General features: G+C 38.7%; 19 protein-coding genes and 2 pseudogenes. 13 read left to right on the top strand and 8 right to left on the bottom strand.

The window, feature by feature from the left end:
- Positions 1-7: 7 nt before the first annotated feature.
- The 3 genes from BK574_RS11060 to BK574_RS11050 all read right to left on the bottom strand — a co-directional run bounded on the left by BK574_RS11060 (position 8) and on the right by BK574_RS11050 (position 3,070).
- Positions 8-739 carry a 2-phosphosulfolactate phosphatase gene (locus BK574_RS11060; protein ID WP_078428647.1) on the bottom strand — a complete coding sequence of 244 codons (732 nt, stop codon included), beginning with the start codon at positions 737-739 and terminating at the stop codon, positions 8-10.
- 85 nt (positions 740-824) lie between these two features.
- Positions 825-1,880: a phosphotransferase family protein gene (locus BK574_RS11055; protein ID WP_238458005.1), complete on the bottom strand. Its 1,056-nt coding sequence runs from the start codon at positions 1,878-1,880 to the stop codon at positions 825-827.
- Entirely contained in the window at positions 1,877-3,070 is a 1,194-nt protein-coding gene (locus tag BK574_RS11050) for an acyl-CoA dehydrogenase family protein (RefSeq protein ID WP_078428646.1), read from the bottom strand. The genes BK574_RS11055 and BK574_RS11050 overlap by 4 nt, the downstream gene beginning before the upstream one ends.
- Positions 3,071-3,260: 190 nt before the next feature.
- Here BK574_RS11050 and BK574_RS11045 point away from each other — a divergent pair, with 190 nt between their 5' ends.
- The 8 genes and pseudogenes from BK574_RS11045 to BK574_RS11015 form a co-directional block, all read left to right on the top strand.
- Positions 3,261-4,658, top strand: a complete 1,398-nt coding sequence (locus BK574_RS11045; protein WP_078428645.1) for a sigma-54 interaction domain-containing protein — start codon at positions 3,261-3,263, stop codon at positions 4,656-4,658.
- 383 nt (positions 4,659-5,041) lie between these two features.
- A complete protein-coding gene (locus BK574_RS11040; RefSeq protein WP_238458004.1) occupies positions 5,042-6,691 on the top strand; it encodes a class I adenylate-forming enzyme family protein in 1,650 nt (549 codons plus the stop codon).
- A gap of 30 nt (positions 6,692-6,721) precedes the next feature.
- Positions 6,722-6,874 carry a transposase gene (locus tag BK574_RS27025; RefSeq protein ID WP_142247952.1) on the top strand — a complete coding sequence of 51 codons (153 nt, stop codon included), beginning with the start codon at positions 6,722-6,724 and terminating at the stop codon, positions 6,872-6,874.
- 12 nt (positions 6,875-6,886) lie between these two features.
- Positions 6,887-8,071, top strand: coding sequence for an acetyl-CoA C-acetyltransferase (locus BK574_RS11035; protein WP_078428644.1), 1,185 nt, complete (start codon positions 6,887-6,889; stop codon positions 8,069-8,071).
- Between the two features lie 24 nt (positions 8,072-8,095).
- Positions 8,096-8,863, top strand: a complete 768-nt coding sequence (locus BK574_RS11030; protein WP_420796934.1) for an SDR family NAD(P)-dependent oxidoreductase — start codon at positions 8,096-8,098, stop codon at positions 8,861-8,863.
- A 57-nt stretch (positions 8,864-8,920) separates the two neighbouring features.
- Positions 8,921-10,303: a short-chain fatty acid transporter gene (locus BK574_RS11025; RefSeq protein ID WP_078428643.1), complete on the top strand. Its 1,383-nt coding sequence runs from the start codon at positions 8,921-8,923 to the stop codon at positions 10,301-10,303.
- Between the two features lie 111 nt (positions 10,304-10,414).
- Complete coding sequence (locus BK574_RS11020; RefSeq protein WP_078428642.1) at positions 10,415-10,711, top strand: Dabb family protein; 297 nt, start codon at positions 10,415-10,417, stop codon at positions 10,709-10,711.
- 448 nt (positions 10,712-11,159) lie between these two features.
- Positions 11,160-11,342, top strand: a pseudogene (locus BK574_RS11015) (DUF6262 family protein); the annotation flags it as partial.
- 297 nt (positions 11,343-11,639) lie between these two features.
- Here the strand turns inward: BK574_RS11015 and BK574_RS11010 are convergent.
- From BK574_RS11010 to BK574_RS28815, 4 genes are all read right to left on the bottom strand, one after another.
- Positions 11,640-12,863: an IS110 family RNA-guided transposase gene (locus BK574_RS11010; protein WP_078428641.1), complete on the bottom strand. Its 1,224-nt coding sequence runs from the start codon at positions 12,861-12,863 to the stop codon at positions 11,640-11,642.
- A gap of 298 nt (positions 12,864-13,161) precedes the next feature.
- Positions 13,162-13,560: a hypothetical protein gene (locus tag BK574_RS11005; protein WP_338020592.1), complete on the bottom strand. Its 399-nt coding sequence runs from the start codon at positions 13,558-13,560 to the stop codon at positions 13,162-13,164.
- 110 nt (positions 13,561-13,670) lie between these two features.
- Positions 13,671-14,015, bottom strand: coding sequence for an aldehyde dehydrogenase family protein (locus BK574_RS28820; RefSeq protein ID WP_218970573.1), 345 nt, complete (start codon positions 14,013-14,015; stop codon positions 13,671-13,673).
- Positions 13,990-14,223, bottom strand: a complete 234-nt coding sequence (locus tag BK574_RS28815) for an aldehyde dehydrogenase family protein (protein WP_158211623.1) — start codon at positions 14,221-14,223, stop codon at positions 13,990-13,992. The genes BK574_RS28820 and BK574_RS28815 overlap by 26 nt, the downstream gene beginning before the upstream one ends.
- 18 nt (positions 14,224-14,241) lie before the next feature.
- Here BK574_RS28815 and BK574_RS28810 point away from each other — a divergent pair.
- Positions 14,242-14,352 (top strand): annotated as a pseudogene (locus tag BK574_RS28810) (aldehyde dehydrogenase family protein); the annotation flags it as partial.
- A 165-nt stretch (positions 14,353-14,517) separates the two neighbouring features.
- Here the strand turns inward: BK574_RS28810 and BK574_RS28805 are convergent.
- Positions 14,518-14,727 carry an aldehyde dehydrogenase family protein gene (locus BK574_RS28805; RefSeq protein ID WP_158211622.1) on the bottom strand — a complete coding sequence of 70 codons (210 nt, stop codon included), beginning with the start codon at positions 14,725-14,727 and terminating at the stop codon, positions 14,518-14,520.
- 344 nt (positions 14,728-15,071) lie between these two features.
- Between BK574_RS28805 and BK574_RS10985 the strand changes: the two genes are divergently transcribed.
- From BK574_RS10985 to BK574_RS10970, 4 genes are all read left to right on the top strand, one after another.
- Positions 15,072-15,344 carry a site-specific integrase gene (locus BK574_RS10985; protein WP_218970572.1) on the top strand — a complete coding sequence of 91 codons (273 nt, stop codon included), beginning with the start codon at positions 15,072-15,074 and terminating at the stop codon, positions 15,342-15,344.
- Positions 15,345-15,850: 506 nt separating this feature from the next.
- Complete coding sequence (locus tag BK574_RS10980; protein ID WP_158211621.1) at positions 15,851-17,491, top strand: flavin-containing monooxygenase; 1,641 nt, start codon at positions 15,851-15,853, stop codon at positions 17,489-17,491.
- Positions 17,492-17,581: 90 nt separating this feature from the next.
- Positions 17,582-18,547, top strand: coding sequence for an alpha/beta hydrolase (locus BK574_RS10975; RefSeq protein ID WP_078428636.1), 966 nt, complete (start codon positions 17,582-17,584; stop codon positions 18,545-18,547).
- A 78-nt stretch (positions 18,548-18,625) separates the two neighbouring features.
- On the top strand, positions 18,626-19,390 hold the full coding sequence (locus BK574_RS10970) for an alpha/beta fold hydrolase (protein WP_078428635.1): 765 nt from the start codon (positions 18,626-18,628) through the stop codon (positions 19,388-19,390).
- The last annotated feature ends 138 nt before the right edge of the window (positions 19,391-19,528 follow it).

Below are 19,528 nucleotides of genomic sequence, written 5' to 3'. Positions count from 1 at the left end.
TACTGTTTTATGAAGAAGTGAATTTTCCATCTACCAGGTAAGGAGCGATCTTTATACAACTTTTTTTAGCTGCATACTTTATCGCTTCATCATATTGTAATTCTTGCAATAGCTTTCCAGTTTCAGATGAAGTGAGTTCATTCGTAATCGTTTCATCGGTACTATTTTCATAGTATCTTTTAGCAACAGTAGCAGCATCAGATAATGTCCAATTTGTTGTCCGTTTCAGTAGTTCGTCAATAAGGTAACCTGCACAAAGAAAGTCTTCTAGAGAAAAGCGACCATCATTACCAGCACAAGCGATTAAAATAGAAGATGTTTCATCATAGGACAGGATTTCCTCAGCTACAGTAGACGTATTAATTAAAGAGCAGGCATAAACGCGTTTAGCGTTAGCTGACTTTCGGATTGCAACCGTGCCGTTTGTTGTAAGCAGGATGATTTCTTTGTTTGATAACGACTGTTTAATGATTTGTAATGGATCAGGACGAAGAAATCCTTCGATTTCATACCCGGCACTTTCACCCACTAATAAATACTCGTCTTTTGAAAACCCGTTAGCTATGCGATGGGCTTCTGCTTGGTCTCTTACAGGAATGACTGATTTAGGACGATGGTTTAATAGAGTTGAAATAGTTGTAGTGGCAAGTAACACATCAATGACTACCACAATACAATCTTTAAGCTTTTCCTCAGCAATTTCTTCTTTTCGAGTTAATACGGTAATTTTTCTACTCATTGAATACCCTTTCCATTTATATCTTCATTATCGATAACGACCAGTAGAGGAAATTATCCCCCACTGGCCGCAGACATAAACATTATTATAAAAGTTTATTTTCTTTTGTTAACTGTGCTTGCTTTAATAAATTATAAATACCAACATTCAGTTTTTCAAATCTGTTATCTTGTAGTTCGCCAATTTTCCAACGGTAGTAGAGTTGCTGAAGTACAACAGCTGTTTTAAAAAAGGCAAAGGTAACGTAATAATTAATATTCGAAAGGTCAACTTCACTCTTACTTGCATACAATTCGAGAATTTCTTTTCGAGAAAGAAATCCACCTTGATTAGTAACCGCAGATAGCCCTGTTTCAGCATCTCCAGGTTCGGTCCAATAGGCGATGGCTAGTCCAAGATCGACTAAAGGGTCACCTATCGTACACATTTCCCAATCAAATATACCGACAATTTCGCTAGGATTAGACGCTGCGAACATCATATTATTGAGTTTAAAGTCGTTATGAACAATCGTTGTTTTAGGTGATTTAGGAATATTATCAAGTAACCAAGGAACAAGCTCATCGATCAGTTGAATATTGTCTGTTGTTGATTGTTCATAACGTTTGATCCAACCTTCAACTTGTCTTTTTAAGTAGCCCTCAGGCTTACCGAGCTCATTTAACCCTGCTTGTTGGTAATCAATATCGTGCAACTGTACTAATGTATCTACAAATGTAGTAGAAATTTGTTCACCGACATTAGCAATTTGAGCATAACAGTCTGGAATGTGGTCGTCTAATACGACACCTTGTTTCTTTTCCATAATATAAAAATGTTTATCCATAATATTAGGATCTAGCTGATAAAGAAGTGGTTTTGGTGCTAATGGAAAGATCGGATGAATTTTGGTTAAAATACGATATTCTCTTTCCATATCATGAGCTTTCGGTGGAATGTAACCAAAAGGCGGCCTTCTCAGAACCATTTCATTGTCACCAAATGATAATAAATAAGTTAAGTTAGAATAACCAGCTGTAAATTGCTTGACGGTCATTGAGAAACTGGATAATTCAGGAATATTGCTTTTTACGAAGTTATCTAATTCGGTCCAATTAATTTCCTCCAAAGATTGTTTGGTCACATCCATATTGGAAATCAATAGAGTTCCTCTCCTTCTTGGAAAGCTTTTAATAATGTTCTGGCTACGACATAACGATGAACTTCGTCTGGACCGTCATAAATTCGCGCAGTTCGTGCCTCACGGTAAAATCCTTCAAGAGGTGTATCCCCAGTTACTCCTAATGCACCGTGTACTTGGATCGCACGGTCGATAACATTATGAAGAACATTGGCTCCATAGAACTTAATTAATGATACTTCTTTACGAGCTTCACTTCCTTGATCCATTAACCAAGCCGCATGAAGAGTCATTAAACGAGCAGCCTGAATTTCTGCTGCAGAATCGGCGATAAAGTTTTGAATACTTTGGAAGTCTGCTAGTTTCTTTCCACGTGTTTCACGCTTTGCTGAATAGTCTAGCATTAACTCAAGACTACGGCGACATACACCTAACCAACGCATGGCATGAGTGATTCTTCCAGGTCCAAGTCGAAGTTGAGCAAGCTTAAATCCTTCTCCTCGTTCTCCAAGAATGGCATCTTTTGGAACACGGCAATTTGTATAGCGTACTTCACAATGCCCACCTGCAAAGTGGTCACCAATGACAGGAACTTCACGAACAATTTCAAAGCCTGGATTATCATTTTCTACAATAAATAAGCTTGTTTTTTTGTATGTAGAGGCATCTGGATCTGTAACCGCTACCACAATTGAAAAAGAAGAACCAATTGCACCTGTTGTAAACCATTTGTGTCCGTTAATGACCCACTCATCACCATCTAATTCAGCAGTCGCTTGAAGCATTCGGGGATCTGACCCAGATACATCTGGTTCTGTCATAGCAAAACAAGAACGAACTTCGCCATTAGCTAAAGGAACTAAGTACTTTTCTCTTTGTTCGGGTGTTGCAGCGTGCCAAAGGATTTCTCCATTCCCTGCATCTGGCGCCATTGATCCAAAGATGTAAGGAGCGATTGGACTTTTTCCGATAACTTCAGAAAGTAAACCAAGCGTAAGGAAGCCTGTGCCCATTCCTCCAACATCTTTAGGAAGATGCGCTCCCCATAAACCGAGGTCTTTCACTTTTTGTTGAAGCGGTTTCAAAATATCATCAGGTAAACCACGATGAGGAACCATATGTTTTTCATTTGGATAAACGTATTCATCCATAAACGCATTCGCTTTATCAATCATTTCTTTTTGTTCAGGTGTAGGGCTGAAATTATACATCTATATTGTCACTCCTTAAAGAAAATAACTTTCAATTTAAATCATGCAATTTGTGTGCCAAAAATACAAAGATTAAAAATATTAAATAAATTTAGTGTAAGAACATTGAACTTTCAAACAATTGATGAAATAATTCATCATATACACTTTTAGACAGAAAATATAGATCTTAAAGAATAGGAGGGGTTAGATGAGTTTTAAATTAAAAAAGAATGAAGATGATGTTCTAGAAATAAATAAATTACTAGATTCGATTATTGAGTCTAGTTATGATGGTATTTATGTGGCCGATGGGAATGGGGATGGAATCATAGTAAATGAAGCATATAAGCGGATTACAGGTGTCCACGAAGATGAGCTCCTTGGCAGAAATTTAAAGGATGTTGTTAATAAAGGAATTATTTCTGAATCGGTTACATTAAGAGTATTTAAAGAGAAAAAACCAACCACAATTGTACAAATTGTAAAAGGAAAAGAAGTATTAGTAACAGGAAGCCCGATTTTTAATGAAGAAGGTAAAATAACACATGTGGTTACAAATGTTCGGGACATTTCAGAGTTGAACAAATTAAAGGTAGAATTGCAAGAAGCTAAAGCTTATACGAAGCGAATTTTAAAAGAAATAGACGGCTTTAAAAAAAGGGAAGACCTCAAACGATTATTTGATAGTGTAATAGCTCAAAGTGATAAAACAAATAGAGCACTTAATCTAGCGAAAAAGATTGCTGTTGTGGATTCTACGGTTATTTTGCTTGGGGAATCTGGGGTAGGAAAAGAAGTATTTGCAAATATCATTCATAAAGGCAGTAAACGATCTCATAAACCATACATCAAAGTAAACTGTGGGGCAATACCACCACATTTATTGGAATCGGAACTATTTGGTTATGAAAAAGGAGCATTTACGGGTGCTGATGGAAGGGGTAAACCTGGCTTGTTTGAACAAGCTGATGGTGGAACGATTTTTTTAGATGAAATCGGGGAAACGCCGCTTGATTTACAAGTGAAGTTACTTCGTGTTTTACAAGAGTTTGAGATAATGAGAATCGGTGGGCAAAAAACAAAAAAAATTGATGTTCGGGTCGTTTGTGCAACAAATAAAAACTTAGAAAAAATGGTAGAAAGAGGAGAGTTTCGAGAAGATTTGTTCTACCGCCTAAATATCGTTCCGATTCAAATTCCACCGTTAAGAGAACGGTGTGAGGATATTGCTCCATTGGCTTATTATTTCTTAAGAAAAACAAATAGTAAATACAATTTAAATAAGAAAATCAATCCAGAAGTGATTTATTTTATGGAACAATATCATTGGCCAGGGAACATCCGTGAGATGGAAAACCTTATTGAAAGAATTGTAGTCACGACAGAAAAAAACGAAATTCAAGTAACCGACCTTCCGCCATTGATCATACACAAAAGAAAGGTTGTAAAAAATAATCAATCACTAAAAGAAATTGTCGAACAAACAGAGAAGGAAGTCATTTTAGAAAAAATAAGTGAATACAAAACGACTCGAAAAACAGCAAATGAACTTGGAATTAGTCAATCTGCTTTAGTGAAAAAGATGAAGAGACTAGGGTTAAGTTAATGAACGATGACAAAAGTAATCAGTGATTACTTTTGTCATCGTTTTTTGTGGCAAGAAGTTTAATTCTATAGATGTTAAATATTTAGTTCGCTAAAGTTTACTATTTTAACGATATCGTAAGCTAGAGAATAACAAGATTATGATATTTAGTAACATGGAAAACATACTAAAAGAACCTTATTTTTACTATTAGATGTGCTTTCTTTATTAGGTATGTAATGGTTGCTTTAATTGGGAATTTTATCTCACCAATTAGGAGGAAAGACATTTGGATAAAAATTGGCACAAGTTTTGCAATAGTTAAAATATAAACAAAAATTCAGTATTTACTAAATATTTAGAACTACAGGAGGTAACTAAGAATTTTATATTAAAGTTTTCTATTGAAGAAAACAGGTAGTACTAATATTTATAAGAGTATGAAAGAAGGTGCTGTAGTGATTGAAAGATCGCAACTTTTTAATCGAGATGTAAAAGTATACAGTGATAGACCGAAAACAATTTCAGACATGTTTGAGTCGACTGTAAGAGAATATCCTCAAAAAGAAGCACTAGTCATGGGGGAAGTACGGCAAACCTATAAGCAAGTTAATGATATTGCAATTACAGTTGCTAAAAACCTCTTTTACAACTATGAAATAAAAAAAGGGGATCGAATTGCTGTATTAGCAGAGAACTGTCTTGAATTTGTTCATGTTGTTCTTGCTTGTGCAAAGTTAGGAGCTGTTATCGTTCCGCTAAACTCTAGATTATCGGAAAAAGAGATTACTTTTATGTTGAACCATTCAGGTTCGAAAATATTAATTACCGAAAACGATTATTATCAAAAATTGAAGTCCGTTCATGAAAGTAAACAGCTTAAGTCAACTAAAGTATTTTTTATTCTTGATGACTTTGAAGCTGATAGTTCATCTACTGCGAAGTCGTATGCATGTTTAAATGCGAACATGGGAGAGAAAAGTTTTCCGAAAGTAGAAATAGAAGAAACAGATCCATTATTTATTATGTACACGTCTGGAACAACGGGCACTCCGAAGGGAGCGATTGGTAGTCATGTGGGTATCATTCATAGTGCCCTTAATTACAAATACGTTATGAACACAAATGATTCTATTAAAACTATGATTGCTATTCCATTATTCCATGTGACAGGATTGATTGGTCAACTTATTCATATGTTCCTCGTAGGTGGGACATCTGTTATATTGAAACGCTATCGAACTGAAGATTATCTTAAGACGATGGAAACAGAAAAAATTAGTTTTCTTTTCAATGTTCCGACCATTTATGTCATGTTATTGTCTTCTCCTCATTTTAAGAAGGATGCATATAACGATGTAAGCATTATTGCTTATGGCGGCGCACCAATGTCGTATGAAACAATTCATCAATTGAGAAAAGAGTTTCCGAATTCACGGTTACATAATGCTTATGGAGCGACAGAAACTTCTTCACCGACAACCATAATGCCTATTTACTATTCTGATGCAAAAGCAAATTCAGTCGGATTACCTGTGCCTGTTGCAGAAGTGAAAATTGTTAATGAACAGGGTGATCAGTTGCAAACTAATGAAGTAGGTGAGCTTCTTATTAAAGGGCCAATGGTAATTGAAGGGTATTGGGATAACCTAGAAGCAAATAAAAATTCTTTTGAAAACGGTTACTGGAAATCTGGAGACTTAGCCATGATTGATGATGATGGGTATGTTTACATCATGGATCGTAAAAAAGACATGATTAATCGTGGAGGAGAAAAAATATACTCTGCCGAGGTGGAAAATGTTTTATATGGGCATCCAGGTGTACTAGAAGCAGCAGTTGTTGGTATTCCAGATAAATTATTTGGCGAACAAGTGAAAGCATATATTGTAAAAAAGAGCGGAATTTCGGTTACTGCCGAGGATTTCCAAACTTACTTATCTGACAAACTAGCAGATTATAAAATTCCAAAAGAAGTTGAATTCCTTAATGAGCTCCCGCGAAATCCAGGTGGAAAAGTTCTAAAAACGATTCTTAGTAAATTAAATCAATGAACATGAGTTCAGTTCCTAGGGAGTGATCATGTGAAGAAAACTATATATTCAGAAGCCTTTAAGAAAAAATTAGCTCAGGAAGCAATGACTATAAATAACATGTCTAAGATTGCTCGGCGGTATGAAGTAAGTGTTGGATTGATTTATAAATGGGTTGAAAAAACAAAAAAAGGTGATTTATAAAGGAGAGTTTTTATGAGTGAAGTGTATATTGTGGAAGGGGCACGTACCCCTATTGGAGCATTTGGAAAATCACTTAGTCAAGTTTCAACGACAGAACTTGGCAGATTAACAGCAGAAGAAGCTATAAAACGCTCTAACTGTGAAGCAACAGATATTGATAATGTGATTTATGGAAACGTCATTCATACAAGTACGAATGCATCCTATGTAGCACGTCATATCGCACTACATTCTGGAGTGCCAATCGAAACACCTTCTTTATTAGTCAATCGTTTATGCGGTTCAGGACTTCAGGCTATTATCTCAGCAGCACAATCAATTAAGTTAGGTGAGTCTCGTCTTGCATTAGCGGGTGGAGTTGAGAATATGTCAATGGCACCTCATTCCAATTTCACGAGTAGGTTTAATGGAACAAAATACGGTGCACTTGCTTTTGAAGATATGTTGTTGCGAACATTAGCGGATGAATACACGGGTTGCGGGATGGGAATAACAGCCGAGAATTTATCAGAGAAATATGAAATATCGCGTGAAGATCAGGATGCATTTGCTTTATTAAGTCAGCAACGAGCGATGAAAGCCGTCGAAACGGGTGTATTTAAAGAAGAAATAGTTCCAGTAGAATTGAAGACAAGAAAAGGATCGACCTTTGTGACAGCGGATGAGCATATTCGAAAAGATACTACGACTGAAAACCTAAGCAAATTAGTACCTGCCTTTAAAAAGGATGGAACTGTTACATCAGGAAATGCAAGTGGAATAAATGATGGTGCTGCTTCATTAATTTTAGCGAGCGAAGAAAAATTGCATTCTGGAATGAAAGCGTTAGCAAAAATTCGTTCATGGGCTGTTGTGGGAGTGGACCCGAATATTATGGGGATTGGTCCTGTTCCTGCTATTAAACTAGCATTGCAAAGAGCTAACCTTACGCTTGAGGATATGGACCGTATTGAAGTGAATGAAGCATTTGCTGCTCAATATTTAGCCGTTGAAAAAGAATTGGAATTACCTAGGGAGAAGACTAATGTGTACGGCGGTGCAATCGCATTAGGACATCCTGTCGGTATGAGTGGTGCTAGGATTACGTTGTCATTAGCCTATGAATTAAGAAGAAAAGGATTGCGTTATGGTATTGCAAGTTTATGTATAGGCGGAGGTCAAGGAATTGCAATTGTAATAGAAAATGAAGCTCAATAATTTTGTACTAGGAAGGTGATAACATTGGGACCAACAATTTTTGATTTATCTGGAAAAGTGGCGTTAGTAACTGGAGGAAGTAAAGGAATTGGATTAGGAATGGCTGAAGCACTAGGAAAGAACGGTGCTTCAGTTGCGATAGCTAGTCGTGGTAAGGAAGATTTAGTCAAAGCAGAAAACGAACTAAAGGAAAAAGGTATAAACGTTAAAGGGTTTCAAGTAGATGTGACCAACAAACAAAAAGTAGAACAATTGGTTGAAGCTATCGTTGCAGAATTTGGTCGTCTTGATATTTTGATCAATAATGCAGGCACAAATATTAGAAAACCTTTAGTTGAAGTAGAAGAAGAAGATTGGGACTTTATTATTGGAACGAATTTGAAAGGAATTTTTCTAACAGGACAAGCAGTTGCTAAACAGTTGATCAAACAAGGAGAAGGAGGAAAAATCATAAACATTTCCTCTATACTAGGAGCAACAGGAATGTCAAACCAAACGAGTTATTCTGCAAGTAAAGGTGGAATTAATCAGCTAACAAAAGTTTGGGCAGACGAGTTAGCAGCATATGGTATACAAGTCAATGCTATTGGACCAGGTTATATAAAAACACCAATGACTGAAGATTGGTTAGCTGACCAAGAGAGATTAAAGGCAATTGTTGATAAAACCATGGTAGGTCGAGTAGGAACATTAGAAGATTTAGCAGGACCTGTCGTCTTCCTCTCATCTGAATCATCTTCTTATATAACAGGTCAAATTTTATATGTTGATGGCGGATGGACAGCAAAATAATAAAAGATTGCAAACATAATTCTTATTAAACTATTACACAAAAAAGGAGGAGAAACGATGGAACCGGTTAAACAAACTCAAACAAGTCAACAAAAGACTTCTAACAATCCAATTTCAAAGCTAGCATTATTCTTTGCTAAAGTTGCCGAGAGGTGGCTTCCAGATGCATTTGTATTTGCTGTATTATTAACAGTCATTACTTTTTTAGGTGGAATTTTCATTACTAAAAACACCCCTTATGAGATGATGGTTCATTGGGGGGACGGGTTCTGGTCGTTACTTGCTTTTACTGCACAAATTATTACAACATTTATTATGAGTTATGCACTAGCATTAACTCCTCCTGTTGCTCGTGGTCTTGAGAAAATTGCAAGTAAGTGTACAACCCCTAACGTAGCTATTATAGTGGTTACATTTACAGCATTAGCAGCATCATTGATCAGTTGGGCATTCGGACTAGTCGTTGCAGGGATTATGGCAAAGCTAGTAGGAAGACAAGTTCGCGATGTAGATTATCGTGTACTAGTAGCTGCTGGCTATTCGGGATTTGTTATTTGGGAAGGTGGTTTATCCTCGTCTCCAGCTCTATTCGTTGCGACACCTGGTCATACATTTGAGGAGACAGTAGGCCTTATTCCAACAGCAGATACATTAACTTCTCTACTAAATATCGTGATAGTCGTAATTATCTTTGCAACACTTCCATTCGTCATGAAGTTAATTCATCCTAAAAAAATGGAAGATCGTATATTAGTAGATCCTGAATTATTAAAGGATGTTGAAGTGAAGGAAGAACCAAATGTAAGTAAAACAAACTTTATTAATGACAAATTAGATCGTAGTCGTTTTATTGTTACGATAGGTGGTTTATTTGGATTAGCTTATTTAGTTAACCATTTCTACTTAAATGGGTTTAACTTGGATTTAAACACCGTGAATTTAATTTTCTTAACTGCATGTTTATTGCTATATGGAAATGTTCGTGAACTAGGTAGTGGATTAATTAAAGCTTCAGGAAGTGTTGGACAGTTCGCCCTTCAATACCCTTTTTATGCAGGTATTATGGGAATGATGACTGCTTCTGGTCTAGCTGTTTGGCTATCAAACTTCTTTGCTAGTATTGCAACAGAAAAAACGTTACCACTCTTTACCTTTTTTGCAGCAGGAATTTTAAATATGTTTGTTCCTTCTGGTGGAGGTCAGTGGGCAATCCAGGCACCTATTTTTCTTCCAACAGCGATCGATATGGGAGTAGATCCAGCAAAAATTGTTATGGCGGTTGCATGGGGAGACTCTTGGACCAATATGATCCAGCCATTTTGGGCAATTCCGTTATTAGCGATCGCAGGTTTGAAAATCCGTGACATTATGGGGTTTACTGTCATTACGCTAATTTATACTGGAATTATTATCTCTACTATTTTCTTAATTTTCAGCTAGTTGAAAACGATTGCAGTTTAGTTGCAATCTATTATTCCTGTAGTACAATAAAGAAGAAAGTTAAAAAAATTGAAAAAATTGGAATAACAATAGGATGAGGAGTGATCATTGATGATTGAACATATCGTTGGCTTTAAATTCAATGAAAATACGACTAGTGAACAAAAAGCAGAAATTATTAAAAGAGCGAAAACTCTTAAAGATGATATTCCAGGGATTGTTAGTTTAGCAGTAGGGACTAACTTTTCGGAAAGAAGCAAAGGGTTTGAACTTGGGTTGACTGTACGCTTTGAGAATCGAGAGGCGCTCGAAGTTTATGGCCCACACCCAAAACATCAAGAACTAGTTTCATATTTAAAAGAAGTTGGACTTACTGACATTCTTGTACTAGACTTTGAAATTGAGTAGTAAATAAAACACGAGTTCATTTCTAATTTAACATACGGTAATGGCGCAGTAAGATGAAGAAGACGTTGTATTAAGTGAACGTCTTCAGTTATCGGAGAGAAAATATTAAATAACACAGAAAATAGAGGTGCAAATCACATGATGAATAGCTCCTCTATTTTTATTGATATAGCAGCAGCGCATATACCCTGTTTAACATTAAAATGGAATCACCTTAGCGGACTCCAGTGCCCGTAAAAAAGATAAACGATCTCAAATTACAATCCACGATGATTATATAAAACATACAAGGGTGTTTCGATAAATAAGGACACACAAAAACGCTCAGATGTATACTCTGAGCGTTTTTGTGTGCGATTTATACTGTTTATTTCTTGTTAAATATATCCTCTGGATCAAGAGGGATTCCCTGTAATGCCGGTTATGAAATACATAAAGTATTTAGATAACATTGCGAAATCAACAATTACAAGTACCTACACCGAAACAAGTAAAGCGAGAAATGAATGAAAACAATAAGGATGCCCTCATTGCATCCCTGAAAAGAAAAAACCAAAAATTGGGAGAGGAAAACAAGCAATTAAGAGAACAATTAAAAGTAGCTTATTCAGGTGTTTATAAAAAGTTATGAGGTAAGTAAAATTAAAATGACACAACATATTAGACATATAAAATATGTTGATTTTAAAGAAACAAAAAAGAAGTAATATTTAACTTTAAATACGTTAAATACTACTTCTTTATATACTGTAGATAAGCGCCCGATTGTGGAATATCATTTTCTATTGAATAGTATGGTTGTACTACCATGAAAATAACTTCTACTGCACTCGTAAAATGGCAATACTAAATAAGACGCAGCTCATTTAATTTTTTTTAGGGGAGAGCGCCTAATTAAAAAGTTAATACTATAGTAAATAGATTGTAATCAAGAGGCTTCTGGTTCTGATAATGAAACAGCGTATCCTAAGTTTTCGAGTCTTCTTAACGAATGGCGTACAATTGATTGTTCTCTTTGTTTATCAAAGTAGTCTTCACCCAAATCTACGTACATCTCTTTTCGGGTTAAGAGGTAGTAAGAGATACGTAAAATGGCATGAGCTACGACAATACCTGCTCGTTTCCTTCCTTTACGAGATGCCGTACGACGATACAAAGCACCTAGATAGTTTTTTGAATTTCTCACAGAGTGGGCTGCTTCCGTTAATGCGGACTTTAAATATTTGTTTCCATTCTTTGTTTTAGGAGACTTCCGTTTCCCTGCACTTTCATTACTACCTGGCACCAATCCAGCCCATGAGCACATTTGAGGTGCGGTAGGAAATTGTTCTTTTATGTTCGTCCCAAGTTCTGCAAGCATTTGCTCAGCCATTCTTCTTGCGATTCCAGGAATGGAATCTAAGCGATCGATGTCATCTTGATGGATACTCAATCTATCGGCTACTTCTTGATTTAGCATATCGATTTGTTCAGTAAGGAAATCAATATGGTTTAGAACCGTCTTTATCATGAATCGTTGATGATCATTGATATAGCCGTGGAGGGCGAGTTTTAGCTGATCTTTCTTCTGTTTCATCCTTCCTTTTGCGAAATTTGCCAGCATTTCAAGGTCATCTTCGCCTTCAGCGATGGCGCGAAGCATATCACGGGAAGACTTTCCCATAACATCCGAAACAACAGAACCAAGTTTGATATTAGCGCCTTCTAGAACTTTTTGAATCCGATTATGTTGTCTCGCACGTTCTTCTATGATGCTTCGACGGTAACGAACAAGTTCACGCAACTCTCGTTGGTTTCGGTCTGGGATAAAACTGGCTTTTAGTAAACCATGACGAAGTAGTTTGGCGATCCATTCCGCATCTTTTACATCGGTTTTTCGTCCAGGGACGGACTTGATATGTTGAGCATTCACTACAAGAAACTCAATATCCTCGGCTTCAAGCAAGTTGACAATAGGTTTCCAGTAAACACCTGTACTTTCCATTGCCACATGAGTGCACTTATGTTCCTTAACCCAGTCAATCAACTGAATTAGGGATGCAGTTTTTGTTGAAAAAGTCTTAATTTCCTTTCCTTCTGGTGTGATGACGCAAGCAGTAATGTTGTCTTTATGTACATCCATACCACAGGCTCTCTCAATGATTATATCCATTGAAACCATCCTTTCTACGGCAAATAGTATTAGAGGCTGGTGCAACAACCAGAATAGGATTAATCTACCATGAGTGCTTCCCTTATGGGAGCAACAATCAGTGGTGCACCGTGGTCGAAGGAGTCAGACTGCGCAAAGGGCTCTCACGCACCACAGTACATCGACCTTCCTCGCCAGCCGTAGAAACAGTATGGACAAACTATACTACTTATTTTCATTCTCTGTGGTGTATCTCGGGTTTTAAAATACATGAACGACTGCGCAGTAAAAAGACCCACTTAAAAAGCCAAGTGCTTGTTCAACTCAAGCTGATAGTTAAAGATAAAGTTGTTTTTTTTTCTTTTATCAAAAGTCTAACAATAACTTTTATTATGTACCCCGTAAGTATCCCTGGAATTAGAAAAGCCATCGGTAAAAAAACAGGACCCCATAAAGTTCCAAATAAAGTTAATTTAGTTGAGTATATCAATCCTATTGTAATAAAGAATGCCCCGAACACAAAAGGAAGATATGCAAATGAAGGAGTGTCTCCTTCAGCATCTCGATAGGCATCCCAAATGCCAAACATAAATAAACAGGGATAAAACATTAGCCACTGATAATTAGTTATTTTAATAGTTCTATTTATTTCTCCCATAAAAGAATACATAATCGTTAAATTAAAATTACTTTGGACATTTACTAAAACTTCTAACAAGATAAGGACAATCCCCTTCAGTATTTTTCCGTTTAAGAACTGACCAAACCCAGGTAATACTATACTCCATATCCATAATAAACCTGTACCACCCGATCAGGTGAATCTCCTTAACTAAATGGGTAAGAACGAGGTTGATTTTGAACAGATATCCATTTTACAGTTGTATGTTCTTCAATTGCCCATTCTCCGCAATAACGGCCTAGTCCGGAGAATTCTTCTCCTCCAAATGGAACATTCGGTTCGACATTTATTGTTTGACCATTGACGTGAATCATCCCTGTCTTTACTTTTCTAGCAACATTAATGCCTCTTTCAAGTGAGCCAGAAAAGACTGCTCCACTTAATCCAAAAGGTGTTCCATTCGCAACCTCGATTGCTTCTTCTACTGTATCGACCGGAATCAAGATGGCAATTGGCGCAAACACTTCATTTTGAGCGGCCGCCCATCTCATTTGTAACATCACCAAGGATATAAGGATAAATTAAATTTCCTTCGACTTTTCCTTCTTGAAGTAATGTCGCACCTTCATTCACTGTTTGTTCAACGAGTGCCATCGCTCTATCTACTTGCTTTTTATTAATTAAAGGTCCGATAATAGTATTATCTTCCCCCGGATTACCAACTGTAATTTTTGCTGTTGCTTTTTTAAGCTTTTCCACAAATGGTTCATAAAGCTTATAGTTCTTGATGATGCAGATATTGATCAAGCTGTTGCCGCTGCTTCATTTGGTAAATTTATGCATTCAGGGCAAATTTGTATTGCCATTAACCGTATTATCATTGATCGTAAAGCGTTATTGCCACCTAATTCAAGTGCTGGTTTCTTTAAGTTTTTCGTTGCTAGTGCCCCAATATGTTGGCCTGCTTTTGTTGAACCTGTAAAAGATATACTTGTGGAATTGGGTGCTCGACAAAAGAATCGCCTATTTCTTCAAGATCTGCAACAATGACATTTAAATCCCCTTCGGTAATCCTGCATCTTCAAAGAGCTTTGCGATAACAAGCCCGCCTGAGATCCGCGTCTGATCGTCTGGTTTGAGCACAATACTATTTCCAGTTGCAATTGCTGGTGCAACGACACGCAGAGATAAATAAAATGGACAATTCCAAGGTGTAATCGCGCCAACGACTCCGATTGGGTCACGGTAAACCACGTTATGCACGATGGAAAATAAGGGAGTGATTATAAAAATGACCACTGATTTTGAATTAAAAATACAACACTCGAATGAGCTTTCGACTGAAGTGGTATACGGAATCGAGCTTTACTGGTCATGGGATGGGCTGGGGCATTGAGGCGAAGTGAATTGGTCGGATTAAACATTGAAGACATCTCTAAAACCCGTGACGGATTGATTCTCCATTTGAATCGAAGCAAAACGGATCAAAAAGGGGAAGGAAATGATGTGGCACTCCCCTTTGGAAGTAACCCATTAACCTGTCCCGTTCGTAGTTTTGAAATTGGATTGAGGCTTCTGGTCTAACAGAGGGTCCGTTGTTTCGACGAGTGGATCGACATGGAAATGTAGTAAAAGGGACTTTAACACTACAATCGGTTCGTTTGGTTGTGAAAAAGTGTTGTGAAGAAGTTGGTCTCGATCCAAAACGATATGGAGCACATAGTTTGAGGAGCGGGTTTTGTAGTCAAGCTGCAAAAGCTGGGAAGGCAGAGCATCAGATAATGAAGCAGACAAGGCATAAGCGAAGTGATTCGTTGCATCGATACATAAAGAAGGCAAATCTTTTTGATGATAATGCAGCTAGTGGTATTGGGTTATAAATAATAAAACCAAGACAATAATCTTCTTTGAAGTTTTGTCTTGGTTTTATTACAAGTGCGCAAGAGGAAAATCTACTGTCCCCCCCCTCCCAAAAAAAGAAACGTTTATTTATTCTTTTATTTATAGATTGATTGTAATTATAAATATTACCTCTTTTTACATCTTTTAGACATTTTTTAACTTCTCTTCAATTTAAATCTAGATGTTATTTACTAAACGATTGCATTTTTAATTCTTTATATAAAGATTAACTCTAAGGTCAAACTGCTCCTCGTTTCCTATCTACTTTCATTCTTTCTATGGTTGTCATCTTCTTTTCTTCCTTAAATATATGTTCGAAAACTCAATCTATAGGGAAGGTGTTTTGAAATTTAAAGTGCAAGATTTAATAACTTTTAACTTATATTGACATTAAAACGGTTCCGATATATACTTTCAGATAATATAGAATATTTATATTTTTTTTTATATTCAGTCAATTATAAAAAGAAGGGAGAGATTCATATTGAAGGAGAAGGTTCAAGTCCCAATAGATGAGGAATTCGATGTCATCGTCATCGGAGCGGGATTTTCTGGCCTCTACATTCTAAAACGGCTACGTGATATTGGCCTATCGGTGAAATTGTACGAGGCGGGAGACGACGTTGGTGGAACATGGTACTGGAATCGCTACCCAGGCGCACGGACCGATTCAGATAGCATGGTTTATTGCTTTTCTGATTGGTTCGACAAGGACATCGCCCATGAGTGGACCTGGCCGGAACGATACTCGACGCAGTCAGATTTGCTCCGCTATTTCCGATGGGTTGTCGATAGGCTCGATCTTCGGAGCGACATTCAATTTAATACCCGTGTTTCGTCCGCTGTCTACGATGAACAAAGCACTCGCTGGCTAATAACCACAACATCTGGAAGAAAGGTAGCGGCCCGGTACTTCGTTCCTGCGGTGGGTGCGTTGTCGCATCCTAAAATCCCAGATCTCAAGGGTCTTGATAGGTTCCAAGGAGATTGGTACCATTCCTCGCGTTTTCCTGCTGAGGGTGTCGACTTCGATGGAAAACGCGTAGCCGTTATTGGTAGCGGTGCCACCGGAACTCAAATAGTACCGGAGGTCGCTAAGGTTGCTGATCAGGTTTTCCACTTTATCCGAGATCCGTACCACCTAGTTCCAGGCAGAAATCATACTCTAAATAATGAGGATACCGAGGCTGTACAAAGAAATATCCAAGAGATTTGGGAATATTCACGAAATACCTTCGGTGGCTTCCCCTATGACTTTGTTGGTAACGCACTAGACTTTTCGCCAGAGGAACGTCGCCGCATCTATGAGAAAAATTGGAAACAAGGTGGCTTCCCGTTTCTCTACCTCTTTGGTGATGTATTGGCTGATAAAGAGGCAAACGAGACCACCCAAGAGTTTTTTAGAGAAAAAATTCGACAACTTGTTAGAGATGAACAAACTGCTGATATTATTACCCCGAAAACACCTTGGCTTACTAAAAGACCCGTTCTGGATCATGGATATTACGCAGCCTGCAACCGCGACAATGTGAGTTTGATCGATATGAAGAGTACACCTATCGAACAAATTACGGAACAAGGCATCCGAACCAAAGAAGGTACCGAGTACGATATAGATGTCATTGTAATGGCTACGGGGTTCGAATCTTATACGGGTTCCATGCTGTCCATGGATATACGTGGACGGAATCACATAAGACTTAAGGAGAGGTGGGCTGATCGACCCCACGATTATTTAGGAATCACGGTCAACTCTTTTCCAAACATGTTCATGCTATACTGTGGACCTTATAATCCAGCTCCATTCACAAATGCTCCGACGCTAATCGAACAGCAAGGTGAGTGGATCGTCGACTGGATCAAATTCATGCGTAAGAATGGGTACGCTTCATTGGAGCCAAGACAAGAATCCGAAGAAGAGTTTTTCGAGCAACATATGCAGATCGCGGAGGGGACATTGATCCCACAGACATCTTCATGGTGGACCAAACAAACCAAAGACCCTAATAGAAAAGGACTTTTGCTTATGTCTTGGGCTGGTGGCTTTCCAGCATATCGGCAACTTTGCGATGAAGGTAATGCTGGTAATGTGAATAAATTTATATTAACAAGTACCACCGAATAATTAGTTACACCCGAGAACTGAAAACTGCCCGACCCTTGGGCGGTCTATGAGCCAAATACTTATTAAAATTGGAAAGAGGAGGTTATTATCATGACACTTGACGTTCAAGCTGAACAATGGCTTCGGGGGTTGGCGGATTCAGGGCTTCCGCCATTAAATGATATGCCCGTTCCTATGGCGCGGGAAGTATTCTCAACAGCCCTCGCTGATTCCAGCCTCAAGCCGTGCAAAATAGCGGACATCAGCGATCGATCTATCCCTGGACCCAACGGTGATATTCCCATTAGGATCTATACGCCTGAAGGAAACGGAGCTTTCCCAATTCTAGTATATTTTCATGGAGGTGGCTGGGTACTAGGCAATCTTGACGGGAGTGACGGTGTTTGCACTCTTCTAGCTAAACGGAGTGGCGCAGTTGTAGTCTCTGTCGCATATCGATTGGCTCCTGAGCATCCAGCCCCGGGTGCCGCTGAAGACTGCTATTCTGCAACGAAGTGGGTTTCAGATAACGCTGCACTGATCAATGGGGATTCAGAGCGCATTGCTGTAGGAGGCGAGAGCGCAGGAGGGAACCTCGCAGCAGTTGTCGCTCTGATGTCGAGGAATTACGGCACCCCCAACCTGCAGTTTCAGCTCCTAATGTACCCGGTTGTTGATTACGACTTAAAAACTCCATCGTACCATCAATATGGCAACGACTATTTCCTTACCACGGATATGATGCGGTGGTTCTTCGACAACTATGCTAACAACCCAGATATGTTACAAGATTGGCGGGTCAGCCCTCTTCGAGCACCAGATCTATCAGGCCTACCGGCCACACGCATTATCACAGCAGAGTATGATCCAACCCGGGATGGGAGCGAGGCTTACGCTAGTCGATTGGTTGCCGCCGGAACGACAGTCACTTTGAAACGATACCAAGGGCAGATCCACGGCTTTACGGCGCTCGCCGGTGTTATGGGTCAGGGAAAGACTGCCTTGGAGGATGCAACTGATCACCTACGAGAAGTCTTTCGTCAAAGCTGGGAACCCCGTCTTTGGCTTACTCGCTAAGATGGAAATGGTTCGACGTGTGATTTTTAATTCATTTCGATATACGTTATTTCTTATAAAAGGAGTGTGAGCAAAAGAATGGAAACCCGTATTGCTTGTGTTGAAGGAAGGGGTCCAAATCGTGTACTGGTCTTACATGGTTGGGCATTGGACAGCGGAATCTGGTTAGCGTCTCGATCATTGACTGATCTTGACAATTTCACATACGCTTACATGGACTTTCCCGGTTATGGCACTAACCGGACGATTCCTCCTTGCGAATGTTTAGATTCGATGGCTAAAGCCGCATTAAATGCGGCGGACGAACTAGGGTGGGACCGCTTTATGGTTCTAGGTCATTCGATGGGGGGAGCGACAGCGATCCGCGTAGCCACGCTTGCACCTGGTCGAGTCATGTCCGTGGTCGCACTCACCCCGGTATCAGCAGAAGGAACGCCACTACCCGATAATATCTATAATCAGTATGCCAATGCATGGTCAGATCCTGGGGCCGCTTTGCATAGCTTGGCTCCTAACTTGTCTAGCCGACAACTGGCGAACATCGTATCTCGTTGTCATGAAACCATGGATCATAATGCATGGAAGGCATACCTAGCAAACTGGACAGGTGCCAACTTTATAGACAACCTTGGTGCGTTCAACGGACCGACGACGGTTCTCTATGGGGGTGACGATCCACTAGTCAACCCTGACTACCTTTCTAGAACCATGGATGGCCTGCATGATGGTACTTTAGTAGGCATCGATGGCGCTGGACACTATCCGATGGTTGAACAAACTGAGGCCACCGTGCAGTTGTGGGAGAAAGCCCTTACCGACGCGGCGGTTGGAGCTAAAAACTGATGTAATTGGAACATCGGATTCGATTTTGGGCAAAATTTAAAGGCAACCCATGGGTGCGACCGTAGCAATGTAGAAAGTCTTCGGTGTGGACTGGGGCTACTACAGCAATTTTAAATTATCGTTTTATAAATCCATCTT

The organism is Alkalihalobacterium alkalinitrilicum (assembly GCF_002019605.1).
GTDB classification, from domain to species: Bacteria; Bacillota; Bacilli; order Bacillales; family Bacillaceae_F; genus Alkalihalobacterium; species Alkalihalobacterium alkalinitrilicum.
Note: the sequence above shows the minus strand (reverse complement) of the source record. Positions and strands in the feature narration are given on the sequence as shown.